At 70.0% G+C, this 23,879-nt stretch carries 21 protein-coding genes and 2 pseudogenes; 6 read left to right on the top strand and 17 right to left on the bottom strand.

Annotation, left to right across the window (positions count from 1 at the left end; genetic code table 11):
- Positions 1–185: 185 nt before the first annotated feature.
- The 7 genes from ACIA5D_RS35630 to ACIA5D_RS35660 all read right to left on the bottom strand — a co-directional run bounded on the left by ACIA5D_RS35630 (position 186) and on the right by ACIA5D_RS35660 (position 8,881).
- Positions 186–1,193: a sugar phosphate isomerase/epimerase family protein gene (locus tag ACIA5D_RS35630; RefSeq protein ID WP_396034815.1), complete on the bottom strand. Its 1,008-nt coding sequence runs from the start codon at positions 1,191–1,193 to the stop codon at positions 186–188.
- 156 nt (positions 1,194–1,349) lie between these two features.
- Positions 1,350–2,267 (bottom strand): sugar phosphate isomerase/epimerase family protein, encoded by a 918-nt coding sequence (locus tag ACIA5D_RS35635; protein ID WP_396034816.1) that lies wholly within the window; start codon positions 2,265–2,267, stop codon positions 1,350–1,352.
- 534 nt (positions 2,268–2,801) lie between these two features.
- Positions 2,802–3,974: a Gfo/Idh/MocA family protein gene (locus ACIA5D_RS35640; RefSeq protein ID WP_396034817.1), complete on the bottom strand. Its 1,173-nt coding sequence runs from the start codon at positions 3,972–3,974 to the stop codon at positions 2,802–2,804.
- A gap of 11 nt (positions 3,975–3,985) precedes the next feature.
- Positions 3,986–5,026, bottom strand: a complete 1,041-nt coding sequence (locus tag ACIA5D_RS35645; protein WP_396034819.1) for a substrate-binding domain-containing protein — start codon at positions 5,024–5,026, stop codon at positions 3,986–3,988.
- 47 nt (positions 5,027–5,073) lie between these two features.
- Positions 5,074–6,090, bottom strand: a complete 1,017-nt coding sequence (locus ACIA5D_RS35650) for an ABC transporter permease (RefSeq protein ID WP_396034820.1) — start codon at positions 6,088–6,090, stop codon at positions 5,074–5,076.
- Positions 6,087–7,646 carry a sugar ABC transporter ATP-binding protein gene (locus ACIA5D_RS35655; RefSeq protein ID WP_396034957.1) on the bottom strand — a complete coding sequence of 520 codons (1,560 nt, stop codon included), beginning with the start codon at positions 7,644–7,646 and terminating at the stop codon, positions 6,087–6,089. The genes ACIA5D_RS35650 and ACIA5D_RS35655 overlap by 4 nt, the downstream gene beginning before the upstream one ends.
- Before the next feature lie 44 nt (positions 7,647–7,690).
- Positions 7,691–8,881 (bottom strand): ROK family protein, encoded by a 1,191-nt coding sequence (locus tag ACIA5D_RS35660; protein WP_396034958.1) that lies wholly within the window; start codon positions 8,879–8,881, stop codon positions 7,691–7,693.
- Between the two features lie 1,113 nt (positions 8,882–9,994).
- On the opposite strand from ACIA5D_RS35660, the gene ACIA5D_RS35665 reads away from it, so the two are divergent.
- A complete protein-coding gene (locus ACIA5D_RS35665) occupies positions 9,995–11,116 on the top strand; it encodes a YihY/virulence factor BrkB family protein (RefSeq protein WP_396034822.1) in 1,122 nt (373 codons plus the stop codon).
- Positions 11,117–11,127: 11 nt separating this feature from the next.
- Here the strand turns inward: ACIA5D_RS35665 and ACIA5D_RS35670 are convergent, their stop codons facing one another.
- The 8 genes and pseudogenes from ACIA5D_RS35670 to ACIA5D_RS35705 all read right to left on the bottom strand — a co-directional run bounded on the left by ACIA5D_RS35670 (position 11,128) and on the right by ACIA5D_RS35705 (position 18,390).
- Positions 11,128–11,937 carry an ABC transporter permease gene (locus ACIA5D_RS35670; RefSeq protein ID WP_396034823.1) on the bottom strand — a complete coding sequence of 270 codons (810 nt, stop codon included), beginning with the start codon at positions 11,935–11,937 and terminating at the stop codon, positions 11,128–11,130.
- 1 nt (position 11,938) lies between these two features.
- A complete protein-coding gene (locus tag ACIA5D_RS35675) occupies positions 11,939–12,697 on the bottom strand; it encodes an ABC transporter permease (RefSeq protein ID WP_396034824.1) in 759 nt (252 codons plus the stop codon).
- Positions 12,698–12,865: 168 nt separating this feature from the next.
- On the bottom strand, positions 12,866–13,795 hold the full coding sequence (locus ACIA5D_RS35680; protein ID WP_396034825.1) for an ABC transporter ATP-binding protein: 930 nt from the start codon (positions 13,793–13,795) through the stop codon (positions 12,866–12,868).
- Between the two features lie 37 nt (positions 13,796–13,832).
- A complete protein-coding gene (locus tag ACIA5D_RS35685; RefSeq protein ID WP_396034826.1) occupies positions 13,833–14,354 on the bottom strand; it encodes a hypothetical protein in 522 nt (173 codons plus the stop codon).
- Positions 14,351–16,231, bottom strand: a complete 1,881-nt coding sequence (gene dnaG, locus ACIA5D_RS35690) for a DNA primase (protein ID WP_396034959.1) — start codon at positions 16,229–16,231, stop codon at positions 14,351–14,353. Before dnaG ends, ACIA5D_RS35685 begins: the two co-directional genes overlap by 4 nt.
- A 63-nt stretch (positions 16,232–16,294) precedes the next feature.
- Positions 16,295–16,780: pseudogene (locus ACIA5D_RS35695) on the bottom strand (hypothetical protein); the annotation flags it as partial.
- Between the two features lie 189 nt (positions 16,781–16,969).
- Positions 16,970–17,164, bottom strand: a pseudogene (locus ACIA5D_RS35700) (CHC2 zinc finger domain-containing protein); the annotation flags it as partial.
- Positions 17,165–17,175: 11 nt separating this feature from the next.
- Positions 17,176–18,390 (bottom strand): deoxyguanosinetriphosphate triphosphohydrolase, encoded by a 1,215-nt coding sequence (locus ACIA5D_RS35705; protein ID WP_396034827.1) that lies wholly within the window; start codon positions 18,388–18,390, stop codon positions 17,176–17,178.
- Between the two features lie 125 nt (positions 18,391–18,515).
- On the opposite strand from ACIA5D_RS35705, the gene ACIA5D_RS35710 reads away from it, so the two are divergent.
- Positions 18,516–20,048 carry a methyl-accepting chemotaxis protein gene (locus tag ACIA5D_RS35710; RefSeq protein WP_396034828.1) on the top strand — a complete coding sequence of 511 codons (1,533 nt, stop codon included), beginning with the start codon at positions 18,516–18,518 and terminating at the stop codon, positions 20,046–20,048.
- On the opposite strand, the gene ACIA5D_RS35715 is transcribed toward ACIA5D_RS35710, so the two are convergent.
- Entirely contained in the window at positions 20,042–20,407 is a 366-nt protein-coding gene (locus ACIA5D_RS35715) for a VOC family protein (protein WP_396034829.1), read from the bottom strand. The genes ACIA5D_RS35710 and ACIA5D_RS35715 overlap by 7 nt on opposite strands.
- Before the next feature lie 271 nt (positions 20,408–20,678).
- Between ACIA5D_RS35715 and ACIA5D_RS35720 the strand changes: the two genes are divergently transcribed.
- The 4 genes from ACIA5D_RS35720 (at position 20,679) to ACIA5D_RS35735 (ending at position 23,131) form a co-directional block, all read left to right on the top strand.
- Complete coding sequence (locus ACIA5D_RS35720) at positions 20,679–21,059, top strand: hypothetical protein (RefSeq protein ID WP_396034831.1); 381 nt, start codon at positions 20,679–20,681, stop codon at positions 21,057–21,059.
- An 8-nt stretch (positions 21,060–21,067) separates the two neighbouring features.
- A complete protein-coding gene (locus tag ACIA5D_RS35725) occupies positions 21,068–22,102 on the top strand; it encodes a DUF4388 domain-containing protein (RefSeq protein ID WP_396034832.1) in 1,035 nt (344 codons plus the stop codon).
- Positions 22,103–22,193: 91 nt separating this feature from the next.
- Positions 22,194–22,679, top strand: coding sequence for a roadblock/LC7 domain-containing protein (locus ACIA5D_RS35730; protein ID WP_396034833.1), 486 nt, complete (start codon positions 22,194–22,196; stop codon positions 22,677–22,679).
- Positions 22,680–22,759: 80 nt separating this feature from the next.
- Positions 22,760–23,131 (top strand): hypothetical protein, encoded by a 372-nt coding sequence (locus ACIA5D_RS35735; protein WP_396034834.1) that lies wholly within the window; start codon positions 22,760–22,762, stop codon positions 23,129–23,131.
- 187 nt (positions 23,132–23,318) lie between these two features.
- Here the strand turns inward: ACIA5D_RS35735 and ACIA5D_RS35740 are convergent, their stop codons facing one another.
- Positions 23,319–23,837 (bottom strand): DUF1269 domain-containing protein, encoded by a 519-nt coding sequence (locus tag ACIA5D_RS35740; RefSeq protein ID WP_396034835.1) that lies wholly within the window; start codon positions 23,835–23,837, stop codon positions 23,319–23,321.
- Positions 23,838–23,879 lie beyond the last annotated feature (42 nt).

The raw sequence follows: 23,879 nt of genomic DNA on the forward strand, positions 1-23,879 counted from the left end.
ACCGCCGGCAGCGCCAAGCGAAGCGCCGCGCCACGCACCGCCGGCCCGGCCGCGCCACGCACCGCCGGCCCGGCCACGCCACGCACCGCCGGCCCGGCCACGCCACGCACCGCCGGCCCGGCCACGCCACGCACCGCGGGCAGCGCCGCGCGAGGCGCGGGCGGCGTGGGCGCGAGAGGCGGCGGTCAGGACGAGGACGAGAACGCCGCGTCGAACGCCGCCGAAGGCGCGTCGAACGCCAGCCGCCGCACGAACTGCAGCGCCTCCGGCGCGCCCACCAGCCGGTCCATCCCCGCGTCCTCCCACTCGATCGAGATCGGCCCGTCGTAGCCGATCGCGTTGAGCGCCCGGAAGCAGTCCTCCCAGGGCACGTCGCCGTGGCCGGTGGAGACGAAGTCCCAGCCGCGCCGCAGGTCGGCCCAGGGCAGGTGCGAGCTCATCCGCCCACGCCGCCCGTCCCCGGTGCGGACCTTGGCGTCCTTGCAGTCGACGTGGTAGATCAGGTCCTTGAACTCGAGGATGAAGTTGACCGGGTCGAGATCCTGCCACACGAAGTGCGACGGGTCCCAGTTCAGGCCGAAGGCGGGCCGGTGGCCGATCGCCTCCAGGGTCCGCCGGGTGGTCCAGTAGTCGTACGCGATCTCGCTCGGATGCACCTCGTGCGCGAAGCGCACGCCGACCTCGTCGAACACGTCGAGAATCGGGTTCCACCGATCGGCGAAGTCCTGGTACCCGCGGTCGATCATGGCTTGGGAGACGGGCGGGAACATGGCGACCGTGTGCCAGATCGACGAGCCGGTGAACCCGACGACCGTCTTCACACCGAGGCGGGCGGCGGCGCGGGCGGTGTCCTTCATCCGCTCGGCGGCGCGGGTCCGCACGCCCTCGGCGTCTCCGTCGCCCCAGATGGCGCCGGGGAGGATGTCCTGATGCCGCTCGTCGATCGGGTGGTCGCAGACGGCCTGCCCGACGAGGTGGTTGGAGATCGCGAACACCTTCAAGCCGTGCTTTTCCAGAACGGCACGCTTGCGGTCGATGTAGTCGGGCTCGGCGAGCGCCCGGTCGACCTCGAAGTGATCGCCCCAGCAGGCGATCTCGAGTCCGTCGTAGCCCCACTCGGAGGCCAGCCGGCAGACGTCGTCGAAGGGCAGGTCTGCCCACTGGCCGGTGAAGAGCGTGATGGGTCGGGCCATGTCGTGCAACTCCCTGATCGCAGCCGAAAACGGCGGGCGGCGAGGGAAGACCGACCGGAAACCGCGCGCGCGTTGAGGACCAAACGACCGGCCGGGTTTGCGCCTCCCGGACCGGCCCGCCTCGCACAGCGGCGCTGCAAAAACCCTAGCGGAAATTCAGCGCGCGGGGCAGGGCTCGTTCTCCGGCGCGAGGCCGATCGCGGCGAGCTCGGCCAGCAGGTACGCCACGTCGCCGGCCACCTGCTCGGGCGTCGGGTCGGGCACCCGGCTGAGCAGGGTCAGATACTCGGTGAGAGGCCCGCCGGCGCCGAACACCTGCCGCAGCGCGGACCGCCATGCCTCGGTCGTCGCGCCCGGCACCGCGGCGAGACGAACCTCGATGATGGACAGCCCGGCGTCGGTGAGCGACTCGATGCCGGCGGCCGGTTCGGGCCACGTGCGCGCCACGTGACCGAGGTCGAGGCAGACGCCGAGCCGCTCCTTGTCGATGCGGCTGAGCGCGGCGGCGGTCTGCTCGGGGCTGTCGAGCACCGCGCCGGGCCCAGGCTGGAAGCCGACCCGGACGGCCCGGCCGTTCTGCCAGGCGAGGTCGGCCAGCCCGGCGGAGAGGCGGCGCAGGATGCCGGCGCTCGCCTTCTCGGAGGCCTCGGCCCAGCCGGCGCGCGGACCAAGGCCGATGGTGCTGACGGCGCCGCGGACGGCGTCCTCGTCGAGGAGGTCGAGCAGGATGCGGGCGAGGTCGAGCGTGTACTCGCGGCGGGCGGGCTCGGTCCAGGCGGGGGGCTGCTCGCCGCCACCCTCGCCGAAGGGCGCGCCGCTCAACGTAACGACCTCGAGGCGGCGGGCGTCGAGCTCGGCACGAAGCCGGGTGCGGGCGCGGCTCTCGACGGCGAGGGCGGCGGCGAGCGAAGGGGGAAGCCAGAGGTTGACGCCGAGCAGGTCGGCGCCGAGGCGGGCACGAACCGCGCCGTACGTGTCGAGCCGGCTCACGACACCCGGTAGATTGCTCTCGGGCGGCGGGGCGATCTCGACGCTGAGGTGCACGATCCGGCCGGAAGGATGTCTCAGCCGCATCAGTGTCCTCCCCGGGCGAGGGTGCCGGTGCATCTGCACGTGCATTCGCGCGTGCTGTGGCGTCCAGTATGGACCATGCCGCCGCCGATGCTCGACGCGCGCGGTGCGGTCCGTCGCGTTGCCATGACGCCTCCATCCGTGGGGTCCACTCGACCTCGGATACGAGCGTCATGCGCCCACAGGATCAGCGGCGTACGGACCGTGCGACGCGATGACCGGCGCGGAAATGATCGGAGGGCCGCGCGAAGATCGGCATTCATGAATGCGCGCGGCTAGGGTGACCTGCCGGTAGGAGGGTGCGCGGGTGGGCGCTAGAGGGCCCGGAGAGCGCTATCTGTGTGCGCCATCTGCACGTTCGGACTCGCACGGGCGATCACCCGTGCGAGCGCACGCGGGTGCCACGGAAACGAAAATCTTGCGGCCGCCCGGGGAGCCGGGCGGCCGCAGACATCCCGCCGCGGGCCGGCCGGCGCGGGGCGCAACCGCGCCGTCCCTCGCCGGCTCGCGACGGACGATCCAGACCTACCAGACCTGCTAGACCTGCTCGACCTTCGTCCACTGTGACGACGACGCCGACTGCGACACCGCGTCGAGGACCAACTGCACCTGCAACGCGTCCGCGAAGGACGGCGTCGGGTCGGCGCCCGTGCCGATCGCCTCGATCAGGTCGCGCATCTCGTGGGTGAAGGTGTGCTCGTAGCCGATCGGGTGCCCGGCCGGCCACCAGGCCGCCATGTACGGGTGCGACGGCTCGGTCACCAGGATCCGGCTGAAGCCCTGCTCGTCGCCGGGCAGCGTGCCGTCGTAGAAGGACAGCTCGTTCATCCGCTCGAAGTCGAAGACCAGCGACCCGGCCGAGCCGTTCAGCTCGACCCGCAGGCCGTTCTTGCGGCCGGTGGCGAAGCGGGTCGCCTCGTAGGTGGCGATCGCTCCCCCGTTGAGCCGTGCCAGGAACAGCGCGGCGTCGTCGACGGTGACCTCGCCGGTCTCCGAACCTTCCCCAGATGCCGACAGGCCCGACGACTCCGACGGAAGCGGGCGTTCCCGGACGAACGTCTCGGTGAGCGCCGACACCGACGTGATCGACTGCCCGGTCACGTACTGGGTCAGGTCGATGATGTGCGCCCCGATGTCCCCCAGGGCCCCCGAGCCGGCCACCTCCTTGCGCAGCCGCCACACCAGGGGGAAGTGCGGATCGACGATCCAGTCCTGGAGGTAGACCGCGCGCACGTGCCGGATCGCGCCGATCCGTCCCTCCGCGACCATCTGCCGCATCAGGGCCACGGCGGGCACGCGCCGATAGTTGAAGCCGCACATTGCCCGTACGCCATGGGCTTGTGCGGCGGCCGCGGCCGCGACCATCTCTCTCGCCTCGGCCACCGAGTTGGCCAGGGGTTTCTCGCACAGCACGTGCTTGCCGGCCGCGAGCGCAGCCAGCGCGATCTCCGCATGGGTGTCACCGGGCGTGCAGATGTCGACAAGATCGACATCGTCGCGCTCGATGAGTGAACGCCAGTCCGTGGTGTGCGACTCCCAGCCGAGTTTGGCGGCAGCGGCCGCTACCCCCTCGGGGGAACGACCGCTCACCACCTTCATCCGTACCGACAGCGGCAGGTCGAAGAAGTGGTTCACGGAGCGCCACGCCTGGGAGTGCGCGGCGCCCATGAACGCATAGCCGACCATGCCGACCCGCAGCTGTTCCGACATGAAATATCCCCTTAAAAGCCCAGCTTCGCGTACTTCGAAGCGTTTTCCTTGGTGATCGTCTCGGACGCGAGGGTGATCTCCTTGGGGACCTGCAGCTCTACCAGGTCGCTCATCCCCTTGCCCTGCCCGATCAGGCGGGCCAGGGTGATCGCCGAGGACGCCATCGACGGGCTGTAGGTGACCGTCGCCTTGAGCACCAGGTCGTCCTTGGCGATCGAGTCGATCGCCGACTTCGAGCCCGCGCCGCCGACCATGAAGAACTCGCTGCGGTTCGCCTGCTTGATCGCGGCGAGCACTCCGATGCCCTGGTCGTCGTCGTGGTTCCACAGCGCGTCCATCTTGGGCAGCGCCTGCAGCAGCGACGTCGCGGCCGCCTGGCCCGAGTCGGCCGTGAACTCCGCGGGCCGGCGGTTGGCAACCTTGAAGCCGTACACGGCGAGGGCGGCGTTGAAGCCCGCCGTACGCTCCTGGGTCAGCTCGAGCGAGTCGATGCCGGGAATCTCCCCGATGATCGGGCTGGCCACGCCCTTGGCCTTGAGCTGGTCGCCGATGTACTGCCCGGCGGCCAGGCCCATGCCGTAGTTGTCGCCCTTGATCTGCAGGCGGTACGCCGCCGCGGAGGGGAACGCGCGGTCGAGGTTGACCACCGGGATGCCGGCCCGCATCGCCTCCAGGCCGGTCGCGTTCAGCTCCTTGCCGTCGTGCGGAAGCATCACGATCACGTTGGGCTTCTGCGCGATCAGCGTGGCCAGCGCGGCACGCTGGGCGGCGGCGTCGGCGCCGGCCTCGACGGTCTTGAGCTCCACGTCGGTGTACGCGGCGGCCTGGGCCTTCGCGTTGCTGGTGATCGCCGCGATCCAGCCGTGGTCGGCGGCCGGGGCGGAGAATCCGATCACGACCTTCTGGCCGGGCGCGGCGTTGGCGTCGCCGCTGGAGTTGGTATTCACCTGCGCGTCGGTGCCGGGGTCGTTGCTCGTGCAGGCGGTCAGAAGCGCGCCGGCGCCGACGGCTGCGCCGCCGAACAGAACGCGCCTACGGGACAAAGCGGACATGATTCCTCCCAAGGGGGTACCCGGTAGTGCTTCATCCGGGCGAGAGATCAGCGCTTGAGGAGTTGCGTGAGAGAGCGATAGCGGAACTGCTGGATCAACACCGCGGCGACGATGATGCCGCCCTTCACCATGTTCTGAACCTCGGTGGAGAGGTTGTTGATCGCGAAAAGGTTGGTGATGGTGGAGAAGACAAGCACCCCGAAAAGGGCGCCGATGATGGTGCCGCGGCCGCCGCTGAGCAACGTGCCGCCGATGATCGCCGCGGCGATCGCGTCGAGTTCGTACAGGTTGGCCATGGCGGCCTGCGCGCTGGTCGCCTGCGAGGTCAGCATGATCGCGGCAATGCCGCAGCACAGGCCGGACAACGCGTAGAGCAGCACGGTGTGGCGCTTGACGTTGATGCCGGCCAGCCGGGCCGCCTCCGGGTTCCCGCCGACCGCGACCGTGCGCCGGCCGAACGTCGTGCGATTCAGCAGGACCCACCCGGCGGCGACGACAACGGCCAAGATCCAGACAAGCAGGGGTATGCCGAGGAGCTTGGTCGTCGCGATGCTGTTGATGGTGTCGTTAGCCGAGACCTGGGTCTGCTTCCCCGAGATCTGGGCCGCCAGGCCGCGCGCCGACACCAGCATGGCGAGCGTGGCGATGAACGGCACCAATCGGCCGTACGAGATGAGCACGCCGTTGACCAGCCCGACCGCGATGCCCACGACCAGGGCCGTGAAGATCATGCCGGTCGCGCCGTAGCTCTGCGTCGCCAGCGTCGTGCACCACACCCCGGCGAGCGCGATGATCGCGCCGACCGAGAGGTCGATGCCACCCCCGATGATCACGAAGGTCATGCCGACCGTGACCACGCCGATCGCCGAGGCCTGCTGGAGGATCGTCAGGAAATTGTTGCGCACCCAGGTCGGGTCGGAGTACAGGTCGGGCTTGGTGACGATCCCGATGATCACCAGGATGATCAGCACTCCGACCAGGCCCAGGTTGCGGATCGTGTTGTCGTCGAGCCTCTTGCGGGCCCGGTTTTCCCGTAGCTCCGGGGGAGCAGTCTCGGTGATCATGCAGGCTCTCCCTCCAAGAGCGACCCCGCCATGACGAGGTCGAGCACGGTGTCTTCTTCCAACTCCTCGGCCGGGGCCTCGTGGATGATGCGGCCTTCCCGCATCACCAGCACCCGGTCGGCGAGGCCCAGCACCTCGGGCACCTCGCTGGAGACCAGCAGCACGCCCACCCCGTCCGCGGCCAGCCCCCGGATCACCTGGTACAGCTCGGCGCGGGCGCCCACATCCACCCCCCGGGTCGGCTCGTCGAGCAGCAGCAGCCGGGTCTTGTCGAGCAGCCAGCGCCCGACCACGACCTTCTGCTGGTTGCCGCCCGACAGCGTGCGGGCCGGCCGGTCCACGTCGCGCGGGCGCAGCTCCAGCAGGTCGGCGGTCTTGAGGGCGGCGGCGCGCTCGTCGCGGACCGCGGTGAACCCGGCCCGCGCGAACCCGGAGAACGAGGAAAGCGTCATGTTCTTGTAGACCGGCTCGTCGAGCAGCAGCGCCTGGCTCTTGCGCTCCTCGGGGGCCATGCCGATGCCCTTGTGGACCGCCCGGCCCACGCTGGTGATGCGAGAGCCGTCCATGGTGATCGTGCCGGCGTCCGGCTTCCGTGCCCCGAAGATCGTTTCGAGCAGTTCGGAGCGGCCCGACCCGACCAGGCCGGCGATTCCCACGATCTCGCCGGGCGCGACCGTGAGGCTCGCGTCGACGAACTCGCCGTGCCTGGTGAGCCCTTCCACGGTGAGAAGGGGTGGCTTCTCCTGTCGTGGCGGTCTCGGGGGAAAGACGTACTCGATGCTTCGGCCGGTCATCTTCCCGACCAGCTCCCGCGTGGGGGTCGACTTCGCCGGCAGGTTGGATGCCGTCGTACGGCCGTCCTTCAGGACCGTCACCCGGTCGCCGATCTCACGGATCTCGGCCAGGCGGTGCGAGATGTAGATGACTGCGATCCCCTGCGCCGTCAGCTCCCGGATGATCCGGAACAGGTTCGCCACCTCGTCATGAGCAAGTACGGCGCTGGGCTCGTCCATGACGATCAGCTTGGCGTCGTGCGAGAGGGCACGGGCCATGCTGACGATCTGCTTGCCGGCCGCGGGCAGCTTGCGCACCAGCTGGCGCGGCGAGATCTCGGCATGCCCGAGACGAGCCAGGATCGCCCGCGTCTTGACCGCCGCGCCCCGGCGCCGGGTGAAACCGAACCGGGCCTCCTCGTGGCCGAGGAACGCGTTTTCCGCCACCGAGAGGTCGTCGACCAGGTCGAGCTCCTGGTAGATGGTGGCTATCCCGGCCCGCATCGCGGCCTGCGGCGTGGCCGGCGCGAACGGCTCACCGAGCCAGGTGATCTCGCCGCCGTCGGCGTGGTGCACGCCCGCCAGCACCTTGATCAGCGTGGACTTGCCGGCGCCGTTCTGCCCGAGCAGACAGTGCACCTCGCCGGCGCGCACCTCGAGCTGAACCCCGTCGAGTGCCCGCACACCGGGGAACGTCTTCACCACATCGGTGAGCTGCAGGACGACCCCGTTCGTGGCGCCGCCCTCCGGGAAGCTCAGGGCGCCGCCCTCCGGGGAGCCCATGGCGCCGCCCTCCGGGGAGCCCATCGCGCCGTCCTCCGGGGCGCTCATGACGCCTGCTCGAAGGCCATGTCGCTGGCGAGCACCGCGGCCCCGGTCACTCCGGCCCGCCCCTCCAGCTCGGAGAGCACCACCGGCAGGTTTCCGGTGGCGAGCGGCAGCGACCGCCGGTAGACCACGCTCCTGATCTCGGCTAGTAGCACATGCCCGAGCTGGGCCAACCCACCCCCGATCACGATCATCGACGGATTGGCGAACGAGACCAGCGTGGCCAGCACACCGCCGACCCGCCTGCCTCCCTCCCGGATAAGCCGGATGCAGGTGACGTCGCCCTCGGCGGCCCCGTCGGCGACATCTTTGGCGCTGAGCTCGCCGCGGTCGCTCGCCGCCAGCCGCTCGGCCAGCGCCGGGGAATCGCCCGCCCTCGCCGCCGCCAGCGCGTCACGGGCCAGCGCCGCGCCGCTGAACAGCGCTTCGAGGCAGCCGGTGTTGCCGCACGAGCAGACCGGCCCGTTGGCGTCGACCTGGATGTGCCCGATGTCGCCGGCGCACCCGTCCACCCCGCGATAGACCGTGCCGGCCAGGTGGATCCCGCAGCCGATCCCGGTTCCTATTTTCACGAAGAGGAAGTCGTCGACCGAATGCGCGACCCCGCCGTGGCGCTCGCCGATCGCCATGATGTTGACGTCGTTGTCGACCACGGCCGGGCAGCCATGCTCGCGGGCGAGCACCTCACGCACCGGATACCGATCCCAGCCCGGCATGATCGGCGGCGAGACCGGCACCCCGTCGCGGAAGCTGACCGGCCCCGGCACCCCGATGCCCACCCCGTCGAGCCGCTCGTAGGCGCCGTCGGTGCGCGCCTTGGCGAGCAGCTCGCTGACCCGCTGGAGGATCACCTTGGGCCCCGAGCGGATGTCGGCCGGCTCGCGATAGGCCGCCACCGGCTCGAGCCGCCCGTTGGTCACCTCGATGTCGATCGAGCTGGCCCCGAGGTCGACCGCCGCGAACCGCAACCGCGGATGAATCTCGACGAGCGTCGACCGCCGGCCACCCCGCGAGGCGGCCATTCCGGCCTCGGCGATGAGGCCCGCGGCAACGAGCCTTTCCACCTCGGCGAGCAAGCGGGGCCGGGTCAGCTCGAGCCTGTCCCCCAACTCGGCCCGGGACACCGGCCCCTCGTCCCGAAGCAGCCGCAGAACCCGCAAGTGCGGGGCGTCAGCAAGAAACACAGCCACCTCCGGGCGCGACACCTGCACGAACACCGCTTCGATCACGCGATGTTGTGCCCGTCACACTAGGCGTGTTCCGCCTCGACAGTCCAGACCTTCCAGAAGATCCGTTCCAACTTTTGTTTCGCCAGCCAAAAGTTGGCACGGCTCGCACCTTTTGATCTCTTTCAAAACCCCCTCCGGTACGCAGCCAAGCCCGCCCCCAACCACAATCGACCACCCCGTCCCACCCGCCCTACCCGCCTCGCCTCGCCTCGCCCCGCCCCGCCCCGCCTCGCCCCGCTTCGCCCCGCCCCGCCCGCCTCGCCCTGCCTCGCCCTGCCTCGCCCTGCCTCGCCCCGCCTCGCCCCGCCTCGCCCCGCCTCGCCCCGCCTCGCCCCGCCTCGCCCCGTCTCGCTACAACGCCGGCCCCCGCTCCAGCGCTCTTCCGCCCGCGATCTTGATAAGTCCCCGCACACAGCACACAGCGCACAGCAACCCAACACGATCCCCAAGGCGCAGCGCCACGCCGCACGAGCCACACCCGCCGCACCCGCGCACGCACCCACCCCCGGGCGGGCACAATCTTGAAGAATTCGCGCGCGCAGCGCACCGCAACTCATCACGACCGCGTCGCGCGTGCACGGCAGCGCAACAGCAACGATGAGTCAGCGCACCGCAACTCATCACGACCGCATGGCACGCGCACCGCAGCGGAACGGCGACGACGAGTTCGCGTGCACAGCGCGCTGCGCCTGATCAAGACCTCGGCAGCGGGTGACGAGCGCGATCAAGTCCCCGGCATCGGGTGACGCGATCAAGCCCGGCATCGGGTGACGCGATCAAGCCCGGCATCGGATGACGCGATCAAGCCCGGCATCGGGTGATGGGTGTGGCGCCGGCGGGCGCTGCGCGGCTGGGCCGGAAGTCCGCGAACGGCCTTGCGTTGCAGCGAGCCGGGCCGCCGCGGCGGGGGCGACCGCCGCTGCGGGTGGGGACGACTCTCGCCTCGTACCCGAAAAGGGGTTGATCCTGGGTTCGGATCGGCCCCCGGCGGGCAATGCGGTTACTGGTCGTATTCGCACGTGAGGGGAAGGGTGACGTGCGGATGGCCCTCACCGTTCTGTCCGGAGGATCGCGATGAAGCTTGGCCGCAGGACCGACGATGACCGCCCCGGTGACGCGCGCACTGCCGACGCGCCGGAATCCGAGGAAGCCGCCGAAGCCCGCGCCCGCGGCGCCGAGGATTTCGACGTCGCCGCGGCGACTACCACCAATGTGGGGAATGAGGGGAAAGTTCCGTCACCCCCCGGTGTGCCGCCGTCGGCGGGGCCCGACTCGCCGACGCAACTGCGGGGCAAGGGATGGCTTGCCGCGCTCAGGCGGACTTTTGCGCAGTTCTCGGACGACAACGTCTCGGACTGGGCGGCGGCGCTGACCTACTACGGCGTGCTGTCGATCTTTCCGGCGGCGCTGGTGCTCGTGTCGGTCCTCGGGCTGCTGAGCTCGAACGGCCGGGACACCGTGCAGGACACGGTCAACGAGCTGACCGGCAACGAGCAGATCCGCGATCTCGTGAACACCGTGCTCAAGCAGGTCAACGACTCGGGTGCGGCCAGCTTCACGGCGATCATCGGTCTTGTGCTGGCGTTCTGGTCGGCCTCGGGCTATGTCGCGGCGTTCATGCGGGCATCCAACGTGGTCTATGACGTTCCGGAGGGGCGGCCGATCTGGAAGACGCTGCCGATCCGGGTCGGGGTCACCGCGGTTGTCGGCGTCATGCTGATCGTGTCGGCGTTCATCGTGGTCTTCACCGGCGATCTCGCACGCGTGGTCGGCGAGAAGCTCGGCTTCGGCGGCGTGGCCGTCACGGTGTGGAACGTCGCGAAATGGCCGGTGCTGGTGGTGCTGGTCAGCTTGATGTTCGCGATCCTCTACTGGGCCTCGCCGAACGCCAAGACCGGCGGTTTCCGGTGGGTGAGCCCGGGTGGCATCTTCGCGGTCGTGCTGTGGCTGGCCGCGTCGGGCGCGTTCGCGATCTACCTGGCGAACTTCGCGAACTACTCGAAGACCTACGGCACGCTGGGCGGCGTCATCGCCTTCCTGGTGTGGCTGTGGATCACGAACATCGCCATCCTCATGGGCGCCGAGCTCGACGCGGAGCTGGAACGTGGGCGGGCGATAGCGGCCGGGCACGACCCGGGCGACGAGCCTTTCCTCGAGCTGCGCGACACCCGCAAGCTCAAGAAGCACGACACCTAGCGCGCTGCCGGTCATTTGCAGAGCATCTTGCTCATGCGGCGACCGGCCACGGTCAGGCCGACGGCGAGCATCGCCAGCAGGTAGACGACGTCGAGCAACTGCAGCGCGCCGACCGGGCCGAGGCTCAGCGCCCTGGTCAGGTCGACCGAGCGGTACAGCGGCGTCACCTCGATCAGCCAGCGGACGGGCGCGGGATAGGCCGTCGGCGGGACGAACGTGCCGGAGAACAGGAACAGGGCGAACTGGGCCGACGCGATCAGGTCGAAATCTTGCCAGCTTCGGATGATGGTCGAGGTGGCCATGCCCAGCGCGCCGAACGTGAAGCCGACCAGGATCGTCGCTGGGAGCATCGCGGCCGCGCGGGCCGCCGAGGTCAGGTCGAGGGCGACCATGATGACCAGGAACGCCGCCGAGTACAGCACGCCGCGCACCATCGCCCACGCCAGCTCGCCCAAGGCGATCTCGATCGGCCGGATCGGGGTCGCGAGCATGCCCTCGTAGAGGCGCATGAACTTCATCTTGCCGAAGAAATTGAACGTGGTCTCCGACAGCGCCCCGGTCATCGCCGCCGCCGCGAGCATGGCCGGCGCGACGAATTCCGCGTACCCCACCAGCCGGCCGTCGGGCAGCCGCAGGTCGCCGATCAGCCCGCCCACCCCGACACCGATCGAGAACAGGTAGAGCACCGGCTCGAGGAATCCGGAGAGCATCACCACCCAGTACATCGAGCGCAGGCAGCTGATGTTCCGCTCGGTCACCGACGCCGCACGCCGGCCCGTGCCCTCGAAGCTGATCAGGCGGGGCAGAACCAGGGTCACCATGTCAGACCACCAACCGACGACGGAACCGGGAATGGGCCAGCCACCAGCCCAGCGCGCACCAGGCAAGCAGGTAGAGCACGTGCCACAGGCCGAGCCACCCGGGCGCCAGCCCGAGCATCGCGTCGCGGCTCAGGTCGACGCCGTGCCACAGCGGCAGCGCCCACGCCACCCAGCGCAACAACAGCGGCAGCGACTCGATCGGGAAGAACACCCCGGAGAACAGCGACATCGGCAACACCGCGAACCGCAGCAGGATGGCCAGATAGCTGTCGCTGGTGACCCAGGAGCTGTAGGCGATCGTCGGCGCGGCCACCGCGAAGCCCACCATCAACGACACGACCAGCGTGAGCGGCGCCCACCACGAGTGCACCGCCCCGAACAGCACCGCCACGCCGAGGAAGGCCGTGGCGCTGAGCAGGATGCGGAACAGCATGAACGCAAGATGGCCGCCGAGGATGTCGGCCACCCGCAGCGGCGCCGCGGCCTGCGCGAAGTAGACCTTGAGCCACTCGAAGTAGCTCAGCACCGGCCAGGTCGCCTCCCCGATCGCGGCCTGCACCGCGGTCGACGCGATCAGCCCGGGCACGATCCAGTCCAGATAGGGCACTCCGTCGACGCCACCCGACACGTACGCCCCGACGCCCACCCCGAAGCCGAGCATCGTCAGCAACGGCATGACGAGTGTGGACAGTGCGCTCGATCGCCAAGTGCGCCGGTAGTTGACCAGGTGGTACTCCAGAACGTAAGCGCCGGGCGTCATCGCGTTGTCCCCAAGGTTGCGGCTGAGTTACCGTTAAGGTCGGACATCTTGGCGGCGAAACTTCCGAGTCGGCGGTTTGGGTGTCCGAACCCGAGAGGGTCATGTCGGCTCCCGCCCCGGAGCTCTTCCCGGGGCGGGAGTTCCACGTCTTGGGCCGGCTCAGCCATGTCAGTCCACCAGCGTCCGGCCGGTGAGGTGCAGGAACACGTCTTCCAGGCTGCTGCGGCGCACCAGCACGCTGGCCGGCATCAGCGACCGCCGCTGCACCTTGGCCGCGGCCTCGTCGCCGTCGCCGACGTAGAGCAGGATCCGGTCGGGCAGCACCTCGAGCCGCTCGCCGAGGCCCGCGAGCTTCTCCGCGTACGGCTGCTGGGACTCGGCCGCGAAACGCAACTCGACCACCTCGCGGGTCGAGTACTGCTCGATCAGGGCGCGCGGCGAGCCCTCGGCGACGATCCGGCCGCCGTCCATCACCACGAGCCGGTCGCACAGCTGCTCGGCCTCGTCCATGTAATGGGTGGTCAGCACCAGTGTCACGCCCTGCTGCTTGAGCCGGAACAACCGCTCCCACACCAGGTGCCGCGCCTGCGGGTCGAGGCCCGTGGTCGGCTCGTCGAGCAGCACCATCTCGGGCTCGTTCACCAGGGCGCGGGCGATCGTCAGCCGCCGTTTCATACCGCCGGACAACGGCTCGACCTTGCTGTCGGCACGCTCGCTGAGCTGCACGAAATCCAGCAGTTCCGCGGCGCGGCGCCGGGCGACCTTGCGCGGGATGCCGAAGAAGCGGGCATACGTCGTCAGATTCTCGCGGACGTTCAGCTCGATATCCAGATTGTCGAGCTGGGGGCACACGCCCAGCCGCGCCCGGATCCGCGGCCCGTCGCGCTGCGGATCGAGCCCGAGAATGCGCAGCACCCCGCCCGAGGGCGGCGACACACACCCGATCATGCGCATGGTCGAGCTCTTGCCGGCGCCGTTGGGCCCGAGGAACCCGAACGCCTCGCCCCGCCGCACATCGACGTCGATACCGTCGACGGCGGTGAAGTCGCCGAACCGCTTGACCAGGCCACGCGCGTGAATGAGGGAGTCGTTGTCCACGCCGACGACCCTAGGCCGCGGGTACGACAATAATGGCTCAGTCGCTCGGCGCGGTCGCCCCCTGCGCCGCCGACACCAGCTCGCCGGTCAGCTCGACCACCGCCGGCAGCTTCACCGGGGTTCCCGCGTCGTAGCGCACCGACCACGAAAGGCCGTTCTCGCCCGGCACCCGGCGGCCCACCACGCGCACCCCGCCGCTGTTCAGCGGATGATGCGACGTGTACGCCACCGACCGCGTCACCCGGGCACGTACCTGATCGGGCAGCTCACCAGGCTCCAGCAACAGGAAACCCACCGCCGGGCCGTCGATCAGCACGACGTACTCGTCGCGCTCCTCGGCCACCTCGGCCGGCGTGATCCGCAGCTCCCGCCCCGACCACGCCGCCTTGTGGATCTCGTGCCAGCCCAGCTTCTTACCGTCGGGCAGCCACAACCCGCGGTTCGTGGCAACGAGCGCCTGCGACTCACCAACCGGAGCCCACGCCAGCACCCGCTCCTCCGGGCCGAGCGCGGGCCGCAACGAAGCCGGCAGCTTCGGCCGCCGTCGTAACCAACTCACAATCCACCTGCCGCCTGATCGCGCAACGCGCGCGCCTGCTGTTCCAGCGAAAAGAGCTCCCCGGCCAACGCCAGGTACTCATCTTTGTGGGCCACCGGGTTGAGCCGCTGGACCTTCGACTTGAGATCACGAATCCGGGTGGTCACTGAGCCCGCCTGCAGCCGGGCCAGGGTGATCTGCACATACCGCGGGTCGACCGCGCCGTCCACGTGCAGCGGCTCCACCGCGAGCTCCGAGATCAGGCCCTTGCCGGCCAGATCGTCGCAGAAGTCGCGCACCTTCTCGATCCACACCACCCCGCCGGACGATGCCGACGACGCGCCCCCGGCCGAGAAGATCGCGGCGCGGATCGCCTGGTAGACGCCGTCGCCGTAGTCCTCGGGGCCGACCGTGTCGAACATCGGGCCGGCCAGCACCGGCTCCTGGAGGGCGAGCTTCAGCGACTCCCGCTCGACCAGGCGCTGCGGCGACTCGGCGGCTTTCGCGGCCGGGCGATCCTCAGCAACACCACCGCGCACGGCCGAGTTCACCGCCCGCTGCACCGGCTCGAGATCCATCCCCAGGTCGGCCGCCAGCTTCCGCGCGTACTCGGGGCGTTTCTCCCTGTCTTTGATCTTCGCAACCAGCGGGGCCGCCTTGCGCATCGCCTCGACGCGCCCCTCGACCGTGTCCAGATCGAAGCGCGAAATCGTGTGCCGCAACGCGAAGTCGACCAGCGGCTCCCGCCCGGCGATCATGTCGCGCACCGCGAGATCGCCCTTGGCCAGGCGCAGCTCGCACGGGTCCATGTTGTCCGGACTCACCGCGATGAACGTACGCCCGACGAACCGCTGATCTTCCTCGAACGCCCGCAGCGCCGCCTTCTGCCCGGCGGCGTCCCCGTCGAAGGTGTAGATGATCTCGCCGGTGAAGCTGTCGCTGTCCATCAGCAGCCGCCGCAGCACCCCGATGTGGTCGATGCCGAACGACGTGCCGCAGGTCGCCACCGCCGTCGGCTCGCCCGCCTCGTGACAGGCCATCACGTCGGTGTACCCCTCGACGATCACCGCCCGGCCACGCTTGGCGATCTCACGTTTGGCCTGGTCGATGCCGTAGAGCACATGCGACTTCTTGTAGAGCGGCGACTCGGGCGTGTTCAGGTATTTCGGGCCGTCATCGTCGTCGAACAGCTTGCGCGCCCCGAACCCGATGATGTCGCCGGACAGGTCCCTGATCGGCCACATCAGCCGCCGCCGGAACCGGTCGATCAGCGAACCCGACCGGGCCGGCTTGGTGAGACCCGCGGTGTTGAGCTCGTCGGCCGTGAAGCCCTTCTGCCGCAGGTGCTTGGCGAGCGCGTCCCACGAGTCGGGCGCGAACCCACACCCGTACCTCTCGGCGGCATCACGCCCGAACCCACGCTGCGCAAGAAACTCGCGCGCCTTGCGCGCCCCCGGCGTCGAAAGCTGGTCGCGATAGAACTCGAACGCCCCGACGTGCGCCGCGAGCAGCCGCTGCCGCTGTCCCGTCTGCGGCCGCGGCGCGCTGGGCGAGTTGTCGGTGTCGTACCGGAGCTGGATGCCGGAGCGCGAGGCCAGCCGCTCGACCGACTCGATGAACGAGAGATGCTCCGCGTCCATCAGGAACTTGATCGCGTCGCCGCCCTGGCCGCAACCGTGGCAGTTGCCGGTGAGGATGTTGTCCTCGAGCACGAAGGCGTGCGTGCCGTCAACGACGGGGCAGAAGACTTCTTCGACCTCGCCGTGGTCCTCGATCGCCTCGACCACCCAGCCGCGACGCTCGAACTTCTTGCGAGCCGAGATGAAGCGGGCGCGATGGGCCTCGATGAGGAAGAACTCGTCCGGAATGCCCTCACCCATGAGGGTGAGCCGGTACATCGGGCCGGTGTAGCCCTCGAAACCGGTGCGCACGTACTCGCGGATGCCGAAGGTGCCGACGCCAATGCGGGTGCAGAGATCGCGTACGTGTTCCAGGTGCTCACGCTTCGCCGAGTTGAGCGAGATGCAGCCGTCGGCGGCGACATCGCCGTCGGCCGCAAAGTAACCGGCTAGCCAGCCGTAGAGGTACGAAAGCGACTCGGTCAACGGCGGAACGTCCGTCTTGAAGTACGCCGGGAGATCGGTGACGACAATCTTGCCGTCCGAGACATACGTTTCGCTCAGTGGGAACCATTTCAGCAGTTCCCGGTCCTTGCCGCCGTACAAGAGCGCGATGCTGCCCCGATTGAGAAGCGTGCCGTCGCCGAAGACGATGCCCCGGGCAATTCCGAACGGTGACGGTGTCAGGGTGTGGCCGCCGTCGCGCCTGTTGAGGGCAAGCGGAAAGACGTGCGCCAGCCGATCGCCGGGCCGGAGCTGCTCAGTGGTCCGCTCCACCCGCTTCTCGACGCTGCCGCTACGGCGCCTGATGAACCATCGATGGTTCATCGTGGTGCGAATCGTCTTCTTCAAACCGTTGCGCGTCAGCTGGAGATGCACCACCGGCTGCTCGCCGAACGAGAGGAACGGCGCCTCCACGAACCGGCCATGGGTCGTGATGACGCGATGGCGCCCCCCGGCCAGCTCCCGGATCTCGCGAACGCCCTGATCGGTGATGACCCTCGTCTCGCCGGCCAGGCAGTAGTACACGTTCCGGGCCGGCGCCACCGTGAACGACGGGGTCTTCTCGTCGTGGAAGGGGCACAGCCCCTTCAGGTTGCCGCCGCCTGCCGGGCGGAGCGTCACCGACTCGCTGATGATGTCAGCGATCGACGTCCGGTCCCGGACCAGCGCGATGTCCTCGTCCTTGACCCTGCCCGCCACGGCATACATCCTGCCTCGCGCTATGCCCGCGCCGCCACCAGGGTCCCGTGCCATGCCACGGCGGCATGGTCGGTGAGCGACGCGACCTGGTCGACCACCACTCTGAGTGCCGCGGCGTCACTCTCGGCGGCCTCGAAGAGAGGCCCGAAGACCACGTCCAGACCCGATGGCGTACGCATCAGAGCGTCCACAAGCTCAACGAGGATCGTCCGCTGCTGCTCGTACCAGTCCTCCGCGGCCCGCGATCGCATCACGTAGCGCAACGCCATGCCCTTGAGCAGCGCGCACTGGTTACGCACGGTGCGCGGCACGATGAGGTCGGCGTCGTACCGCCGGACCGGATCGGTACCGTACCGGCTCTGGGTCGCGCCGACCGCGGAGGCGACGAAGCGGCCGGTGAGGACGCTGGTCATCCGTTTGAGGGTGACCTGGGCGCCGAAGGTGCCGTCGTAGTCGGCGACGGTGATCACGGCGGGGTCGGCCAGCAGCTGGTCGAGGGCGGCCGCGAGCGCGTCGGCCGGCTCGTCGGAGTAGGTGGCGGCGACGTCGGCGCAGAGCTCGGCGCGCTCGGTGGGGTCGGCGAGCAGGGGACGCAGCGAGAGGTAGCCGCCGTGCACGCCGTCCTCGACGTCGTGCACCGAGTAGGCGACGTCGTCGGCCCAGTCCATGACCTGGGCTTCGAGGCAGCGGCGCTCACCGAGCTCGGCGGCACGCATCCAGTCGAAGACGGGCCGGTCGTCGGGATAGACGCCGAACTTGCGGTAACCGGGCTTGCGCGGCCACGGGTATTTGCTGCACGCGTCGAGGGAGGCGCGGGTGAGGTTGAGGCCGGCGCCGGGGACCTTGGCCTCGAGCCGGGTGAGCACGCGCAGGGTCTGCGCGTTGCCCTCGAAGCCGCCGCACGCCTGGGCGGCCTGGTCGAGGGCGGCCTCGCCGTTGTGGCCGAAGGGCGGGTGGCCGAGGTCGTGGGCGAGCCCGGCGACGTCGACCACGTCGGGGTCGCAGCCGAGGCGGGCGCCCATCTCGCGGGAGATCTGGGCGACCTCGAGGGAATGCGTCAGACGCGTACGCAGGAAGTCGTCGGACCCGGCCGTGTGCACCTGGGTCTTGGATGCCAGCCGGCGGAAGCCGGCGGAGTGCAGCACCCGCGCCCGGTCTCGTTGGTAGGGGGTTCGTCCGTATCCGCTGTCCTTGGTCGGTTCAGGAACCCACCGCTGGGCGTCGACCGCCGTCATGATCTCAGCCTAGGCGGCCGTCCTGCTTGCCAACGCCTAAGCCGCTCGTCCTCCTTGCCGATCTAGTAGCCGTGGAGTCCGATTCGCCGTCACGCGGCATCACGATCGTCGCTCGCCTGTTGGTCATGATCACGGCTGGGCTGGTGTCGGTGGGCCTGGTCGTGGGTTTCGCGATCTACAGCTCGTCGGTGCAGGCGGATGCGAGCCGGGACATGGCCCGAGTCAGCGACGGCATGAGCAACCAGTGGAACGCGGACATGATGCACGACGCGCTGCGCGCGGATGTGATGTCGGCGATGTACGCGACCACGGACGCCCAGCGCGAGAAGTACGGCGTGGCGGAGGTCACCGATCACGCCGGGACGATCCTGGAGATGTACGACGCGGCGGCGGCCGAGGCGCCCGCGAGCCTCGAGGCGGAGTACTCGGCGGTGCGGCCGCGCCTGGTGGCGTACGCGGACGCGGCGAAGTCGCTGGTCACGACCGCTACCACCGATCATGGCAACGCGGAGTCCCAGCTCGGGGACTATCTGACGATCTACTCGGAGCTCGAGGAGAAGCTCGGCGCCCTGGACGACCACATGCTGGCGGCCGTGCAGGCCGCGAGCGAGCGGGGCGTCTCGTCGGCGCGGAAGAGCAACTGGATCATCGGGCTGGCCGGCCTGGCGGGCGCGTTGATCACGCTGCTGGCCGGGTTGCGGACGCTGCGGGCGATCCGTCGGCCGCTGCGCGAGATGCTGACGGGCCTGCGGGCGGCCGCCGACTGCGACTTGACCGTGCGGGTGCCGATGATCCGCCGCGACGAGCTGGGCGAGATGGCGCGGGCGCTGAACGGCGCGATGGATTCGCTGCGCGCGACGGTGGCGGCGACCGCGGCGAGCGTCGGCACGCTGTCGGCGGCGAGCGTCGACCTGCGCACGCTGGCCGGGGACCTGGATTCGTCGGCCGAGCAGACGTCGGTGCAGGCGCGCAGCGCGGATGCGTCGGCGCAGCAGGTGTCGTCGACGGTGATGGACATGATGAGCGCGACCGAGCAGATGGCGTCGTCTATCCGGGAGATCTCCCGGCAGACCGCGTCGGCGTCGGTCACCACCGGCGAGGCGAACCGGAACGCGGCGAGCACGGCCGGGGCGGTGGCGAAACTGAGCGAGGCGAGCCGGGAGGTCGGCGACATCGTGCAGCTGATCACCAATATCGCCGAGCAGACGAACCTGCTGGCGCTGAACGCGACGATCGAGGCGGCCCGCGCCGGGGAGCAGGGCAAGGGCTTCGCGGTGGTCGCGACCGAGGTGAAAGATCTGGCGCAGGAAACCGCACAGGCGACCGCGGACATCACCGCGAAGATCTCGGCGATCCAGGAGATGACGTCGGGGACGGCGGACGCGATCGCGGCGATCACCGCGGTGATCGAGCAGATCGACGACGGCCAGCGGATGATCGCGGCCGCGGTGGAGCAGCAGTCGTCGACCACCGACCTGATGTCGCGCAACGTGGGCGAGGTGTCCTCGGCCGCCGCGGAGATCAGTGGGACGGTCTCGAACATCACCCGATCGACGGAGGCGACGGCCGAGAGCGCGAACACGACGCGCGGCTCCGCCGAGCTGGTGAGCTCGGCGGCCGGCGAGATTCAGACGTTGATCAGCCGCTTCCGCTACTGACCCGTCGCGGTCTTCTTCGCCGCGAGCACGCAGAACTCGTTCCCCTCGGGGTCGGCGAGAACGACCCAGGGGACGTCGCCCTGACCGATGTCGGCGGGCCGGGCGCCCATGTCGACCAGCCGTTCCACCTCGGCCTCCTGATCTTCGGGGCGCAGGTCGATGTGCAGGCGGTTCTTCACCGTCTTGGGGTCGGGCGCCGCTCCGAACAGCAGGCCGGGCAGCTCGTCGGGGGATCGACGAATCTCCACCTCGTCCGGCGACTCGTGCACGATCACGTACCCGAGCGCCTCGGCCCACCATCGGCCCAGGCGGTGTGGATCGTCGGCGTCCACGACGACCTGTTCCCAGCTGATCGGCATATGGCCCCCTCCTTATCGAAAAGTGACGATCATGTTACGCGCCTCGGGCGGATGTCCCCCGCTCGATTCGGCGCACCGAGCGTGCGACGGCACGATTCGATGCCGATGAGGATGCGTGGTGTGGGGCAGATCTCGGCGAGCGCCGGAGCACCGGCGACCAGGACGCACAGCGGGTGCGACTTGCCGCCGCAGGGTCGCCGCAGGATGGCCCACGGTGACGGCGCGGCATCGGGGGCGCGCCGCGGAGGCAATACCACGCAAGGGGATATGGGTGCCCGGCGTCGATCACTGTCTGCAGGAGGCCATGGCGATACCCGGCGCGGTCGGCGCCAGCATCGTCGACTACACCACCGGCTTCCCGGTCGCCACGACGGGAGCCGCACCGAACTCCGACCACGAGGCCGCCGCGGCCGGCACGGCCGACGTGGTCCAGGCCGCGAACAGCCGCTCGCTGTTCGTCTCGGCCCTGCCGCACGACCTGCTCGAAGACCTGATCATCACGACCGCCGGGGGCTACCACCTGCTCCGCATCGTGCAGACCGACTTCGACAGCCGGCTGGTCCTCTACGTCTGGCTCGACCGGACGCAGGGAAACCTCGCGGTGGCCCGCCACCGCATGCAGAAGCTCGCCGCCGACCTGGTCTTTCACTAGGAGCCGCCTTGACCACCTCGAAGACCGCCGCGCCCGCGCGCCTGCTCTCGCAGGTAGCCGGCGAGCGGCAGACGGGCGTGCTGGTGGTCGCCGGCCACCCGGGCGGCGCGGTCTACGTCCTCGAGGGTCGCGTCATCTACGCCGAGTCGCCGGCCGCGCCCGGGGTGGGCGAGCTGCTCACCGCGTCGGGCCGGCTGGCCGGGCGCACCTGGCAGAACGCGCTCGACCAGGGCACCTCGACCGCCCAGGTGGGCCGGCTGCTCGTCGAGCACGGGCACCTCACCCAGGGCGAGTTGGAGCTGTGTGTGCTCGGCGCGACGTACGACGCCGCGTACTTCGCGCTGGCGCCCGCGAACGCGCCGGTCGAGTTCCTCGGCGGCGCCACCCACTGGCTGGGCCCGGTGGTGCACATCGACCCCGCCGCGGTCGCCCGGGAGGTACGCCGGCGTACCAAGCTGCTCGACGACATCTTCCCCGACCCGCGGGTGGACACCGCGATCGTCACGCCGGTCGCCCGGCCGCCGCGGGAACGGGTCACGCTGACCGCTCCGCAATGGGAGCTGCTGGTGCACGCCGACGGTCAGCGCACGCCGGCCGACCTGGCGCAGCTGCTGGGCCGGGCGGGCTACGCGACCATCCAGGAGCTGCGCCGGCTCGCGGCCCTGGGCCTGCTCGACCTGCCCGAGGTACGCCCGGCGGAGGCGCCCGAGTTCGTCCGGCTGCCCCGGGCCCGGGGCACGGCCGTGGACGTACGACGGCCGCAGATCCGCCCCCACGACTCGCCGACCGTGCCGGTGGTCAGCGGGGTGCGCCCGGCCGCCCCGGATCCCCCGCCGTCACCCCGTCCATCACCGCAGCCGTCGCCGGCTCTCATCGAGGAGACCAGCGCCAACGGGACGGTGTATCGCCCGCCCCGCCTGGCCCGCCGCAAACCCGGGGCGAAACTGCCGAAGGAGGTCGCCGGCGAGCAGCCTCCGGCCCCGCCCGGCACCGATGAAGTCCTGCTGAAACGCATCCGCACCGCATTGCGGGCCCTGCGGTGACGCGCGCGCCCCCGACCCTTCGACGAGCCTTTCGACGAGCCATCCGGGAAGCCTTCCGGGAAGCCTTCCGGGGAGAAAAGAGAGACCGAGGATGACGGTGGATCCGGCGGTGCTCCAGGAGCTCGACCGACTGCGCAGCCGGGTGCCGGAGCTGTCCGGCAGCGTGCTCGCCACCACCGACGGGCTGGTGGTCGCGCACGACGCGCACGGCATCGAACCGGACGGTCTCGCCGCGCTGGCCGCCGCGCACCTCGCGCTGGCCCGCCGGTTCGCCCACGCGGTGAACCACGGCGAGCTACGGGAGTCGGTGGTCGAATGCGACCGGGGCTACATCACCACGTACACCGCCGGCCCGAACGCCCTGCTCACTCTGGTCACGTCGGGCGACGCCAACCTCGCCATGGTGCATCTCGAGGCGCGCCGATGCGTACGCCGGCTCGTGCGGATCCTCGCGATCGAGGCGAAACAGAACCGCCCGGAGATACCCACGCAGGCCGGTCCGGCGGCGCCGCTCGCGCGGCGAACGCCGATGGCCACCCTGCCCAACAACGCCCGGCGCCGGCAGGCGACGGGTTGATCCCGCGGCATCCGCCGCATGCCCCAACCGGTACCGCCGTGTGGCGGACCGCCATCCCACCGCATACGGAGGACCCATCCATGACCGACATGGACACCGCACTCAAGGAAATCATGGAGATCGACGGCGCGATCGGCGTCGCCCTCGTGGACCACACGAGCGGCATGGCGCTGGGCACCGTCGGCGGCGGCAAGGAGCTCGACCTGACGGTCGCGGCGGCCGGCAACACCGACGTGGTCCGGGCGAAGCTGCGGGCGATGGAGATGCTGAACATCTCCGAGAAGATCGAGGACATCCTCATCACGCTCGACACCCAGTACCACATGATCCGCCCGCTGACGAGCCGCTCCGGCAAGGGCCTGTTCCTGTACCTGGCCCTGCGCCGCGACCGCGCCAACCTGGCCATGTCCCGGCACCAGCTCAGGCGCATCGAGAACGACCTCGACGTCTGACCTGGACGACGCCATGTCCCGCTCCCGGCGGGGAGGGCAAGCACGAAGACGCCCTCCCCGCCCTGGGCGGTCACCCATTGCGCCACGCGACGCGCCCTGCGGCGACGGCTGTTCGGCTGATCACAGCCACCCGAAGACCGCGAGACGGCGCCGGCCGGCGGCTGAGGGTCCGCCGGCCGGCGGCACGTCAGTAGGGCTGCGGATTGGCGGAACCGCTGCCGAAGGTCTGCAGCAGGATCTCTCGTTCGCCGGCGGTGAGGTTGGTGTGGATGAGCTTGCTGTGCTCGCCCATGCCGTGGAAGCGCTCGCCCAGCCGGTCCAGGTTGCCCTCGTCGGTGACCAGGAACAGCGCCGACGTGCCCTCGGTGATCTCGGTACGGATGGTCTCGAGCTGTTTCTTGTCGATGCCGGAGTCCTCGGTGGCCTTGCTGATCGCGCCGATCGCCGCGCCGACTGCACCGCCGATCACCGGGACCAGGAACAGCGTGCCGGCCAGCAGGCCCCACAGCGCTCCCCAGCCGGCGCCGCGCCACACGCCGTCGTGTCCGTGTTGTAGCTTCTCCGGCTGCTGCGCGCCGACCGGCCAGGTGACGACCGCGTGGTCGAGCACCTTCACCAGACCTTCGGCCTGGGCGTCCTTGAGCTGCTCGGAAGCGTGCTGCGCGCCGTCGGGACTGTCGAATTTCCACACCGTGAACGTCGTCATCTCGCGCTCCTGAAGGGGATAGCTCGTCAACGCTCATGGTCG

The sequence above is a fragment of the Actinoplanes sp. NPDC051513 genome (assembly GCF_044454685.1).
Classification (GTDB): domain Bacteria; phylum Actinomycetota; class Actinomycetes; order Mycobacteriales; family Micromonosporaceae; genus Actinoplanes.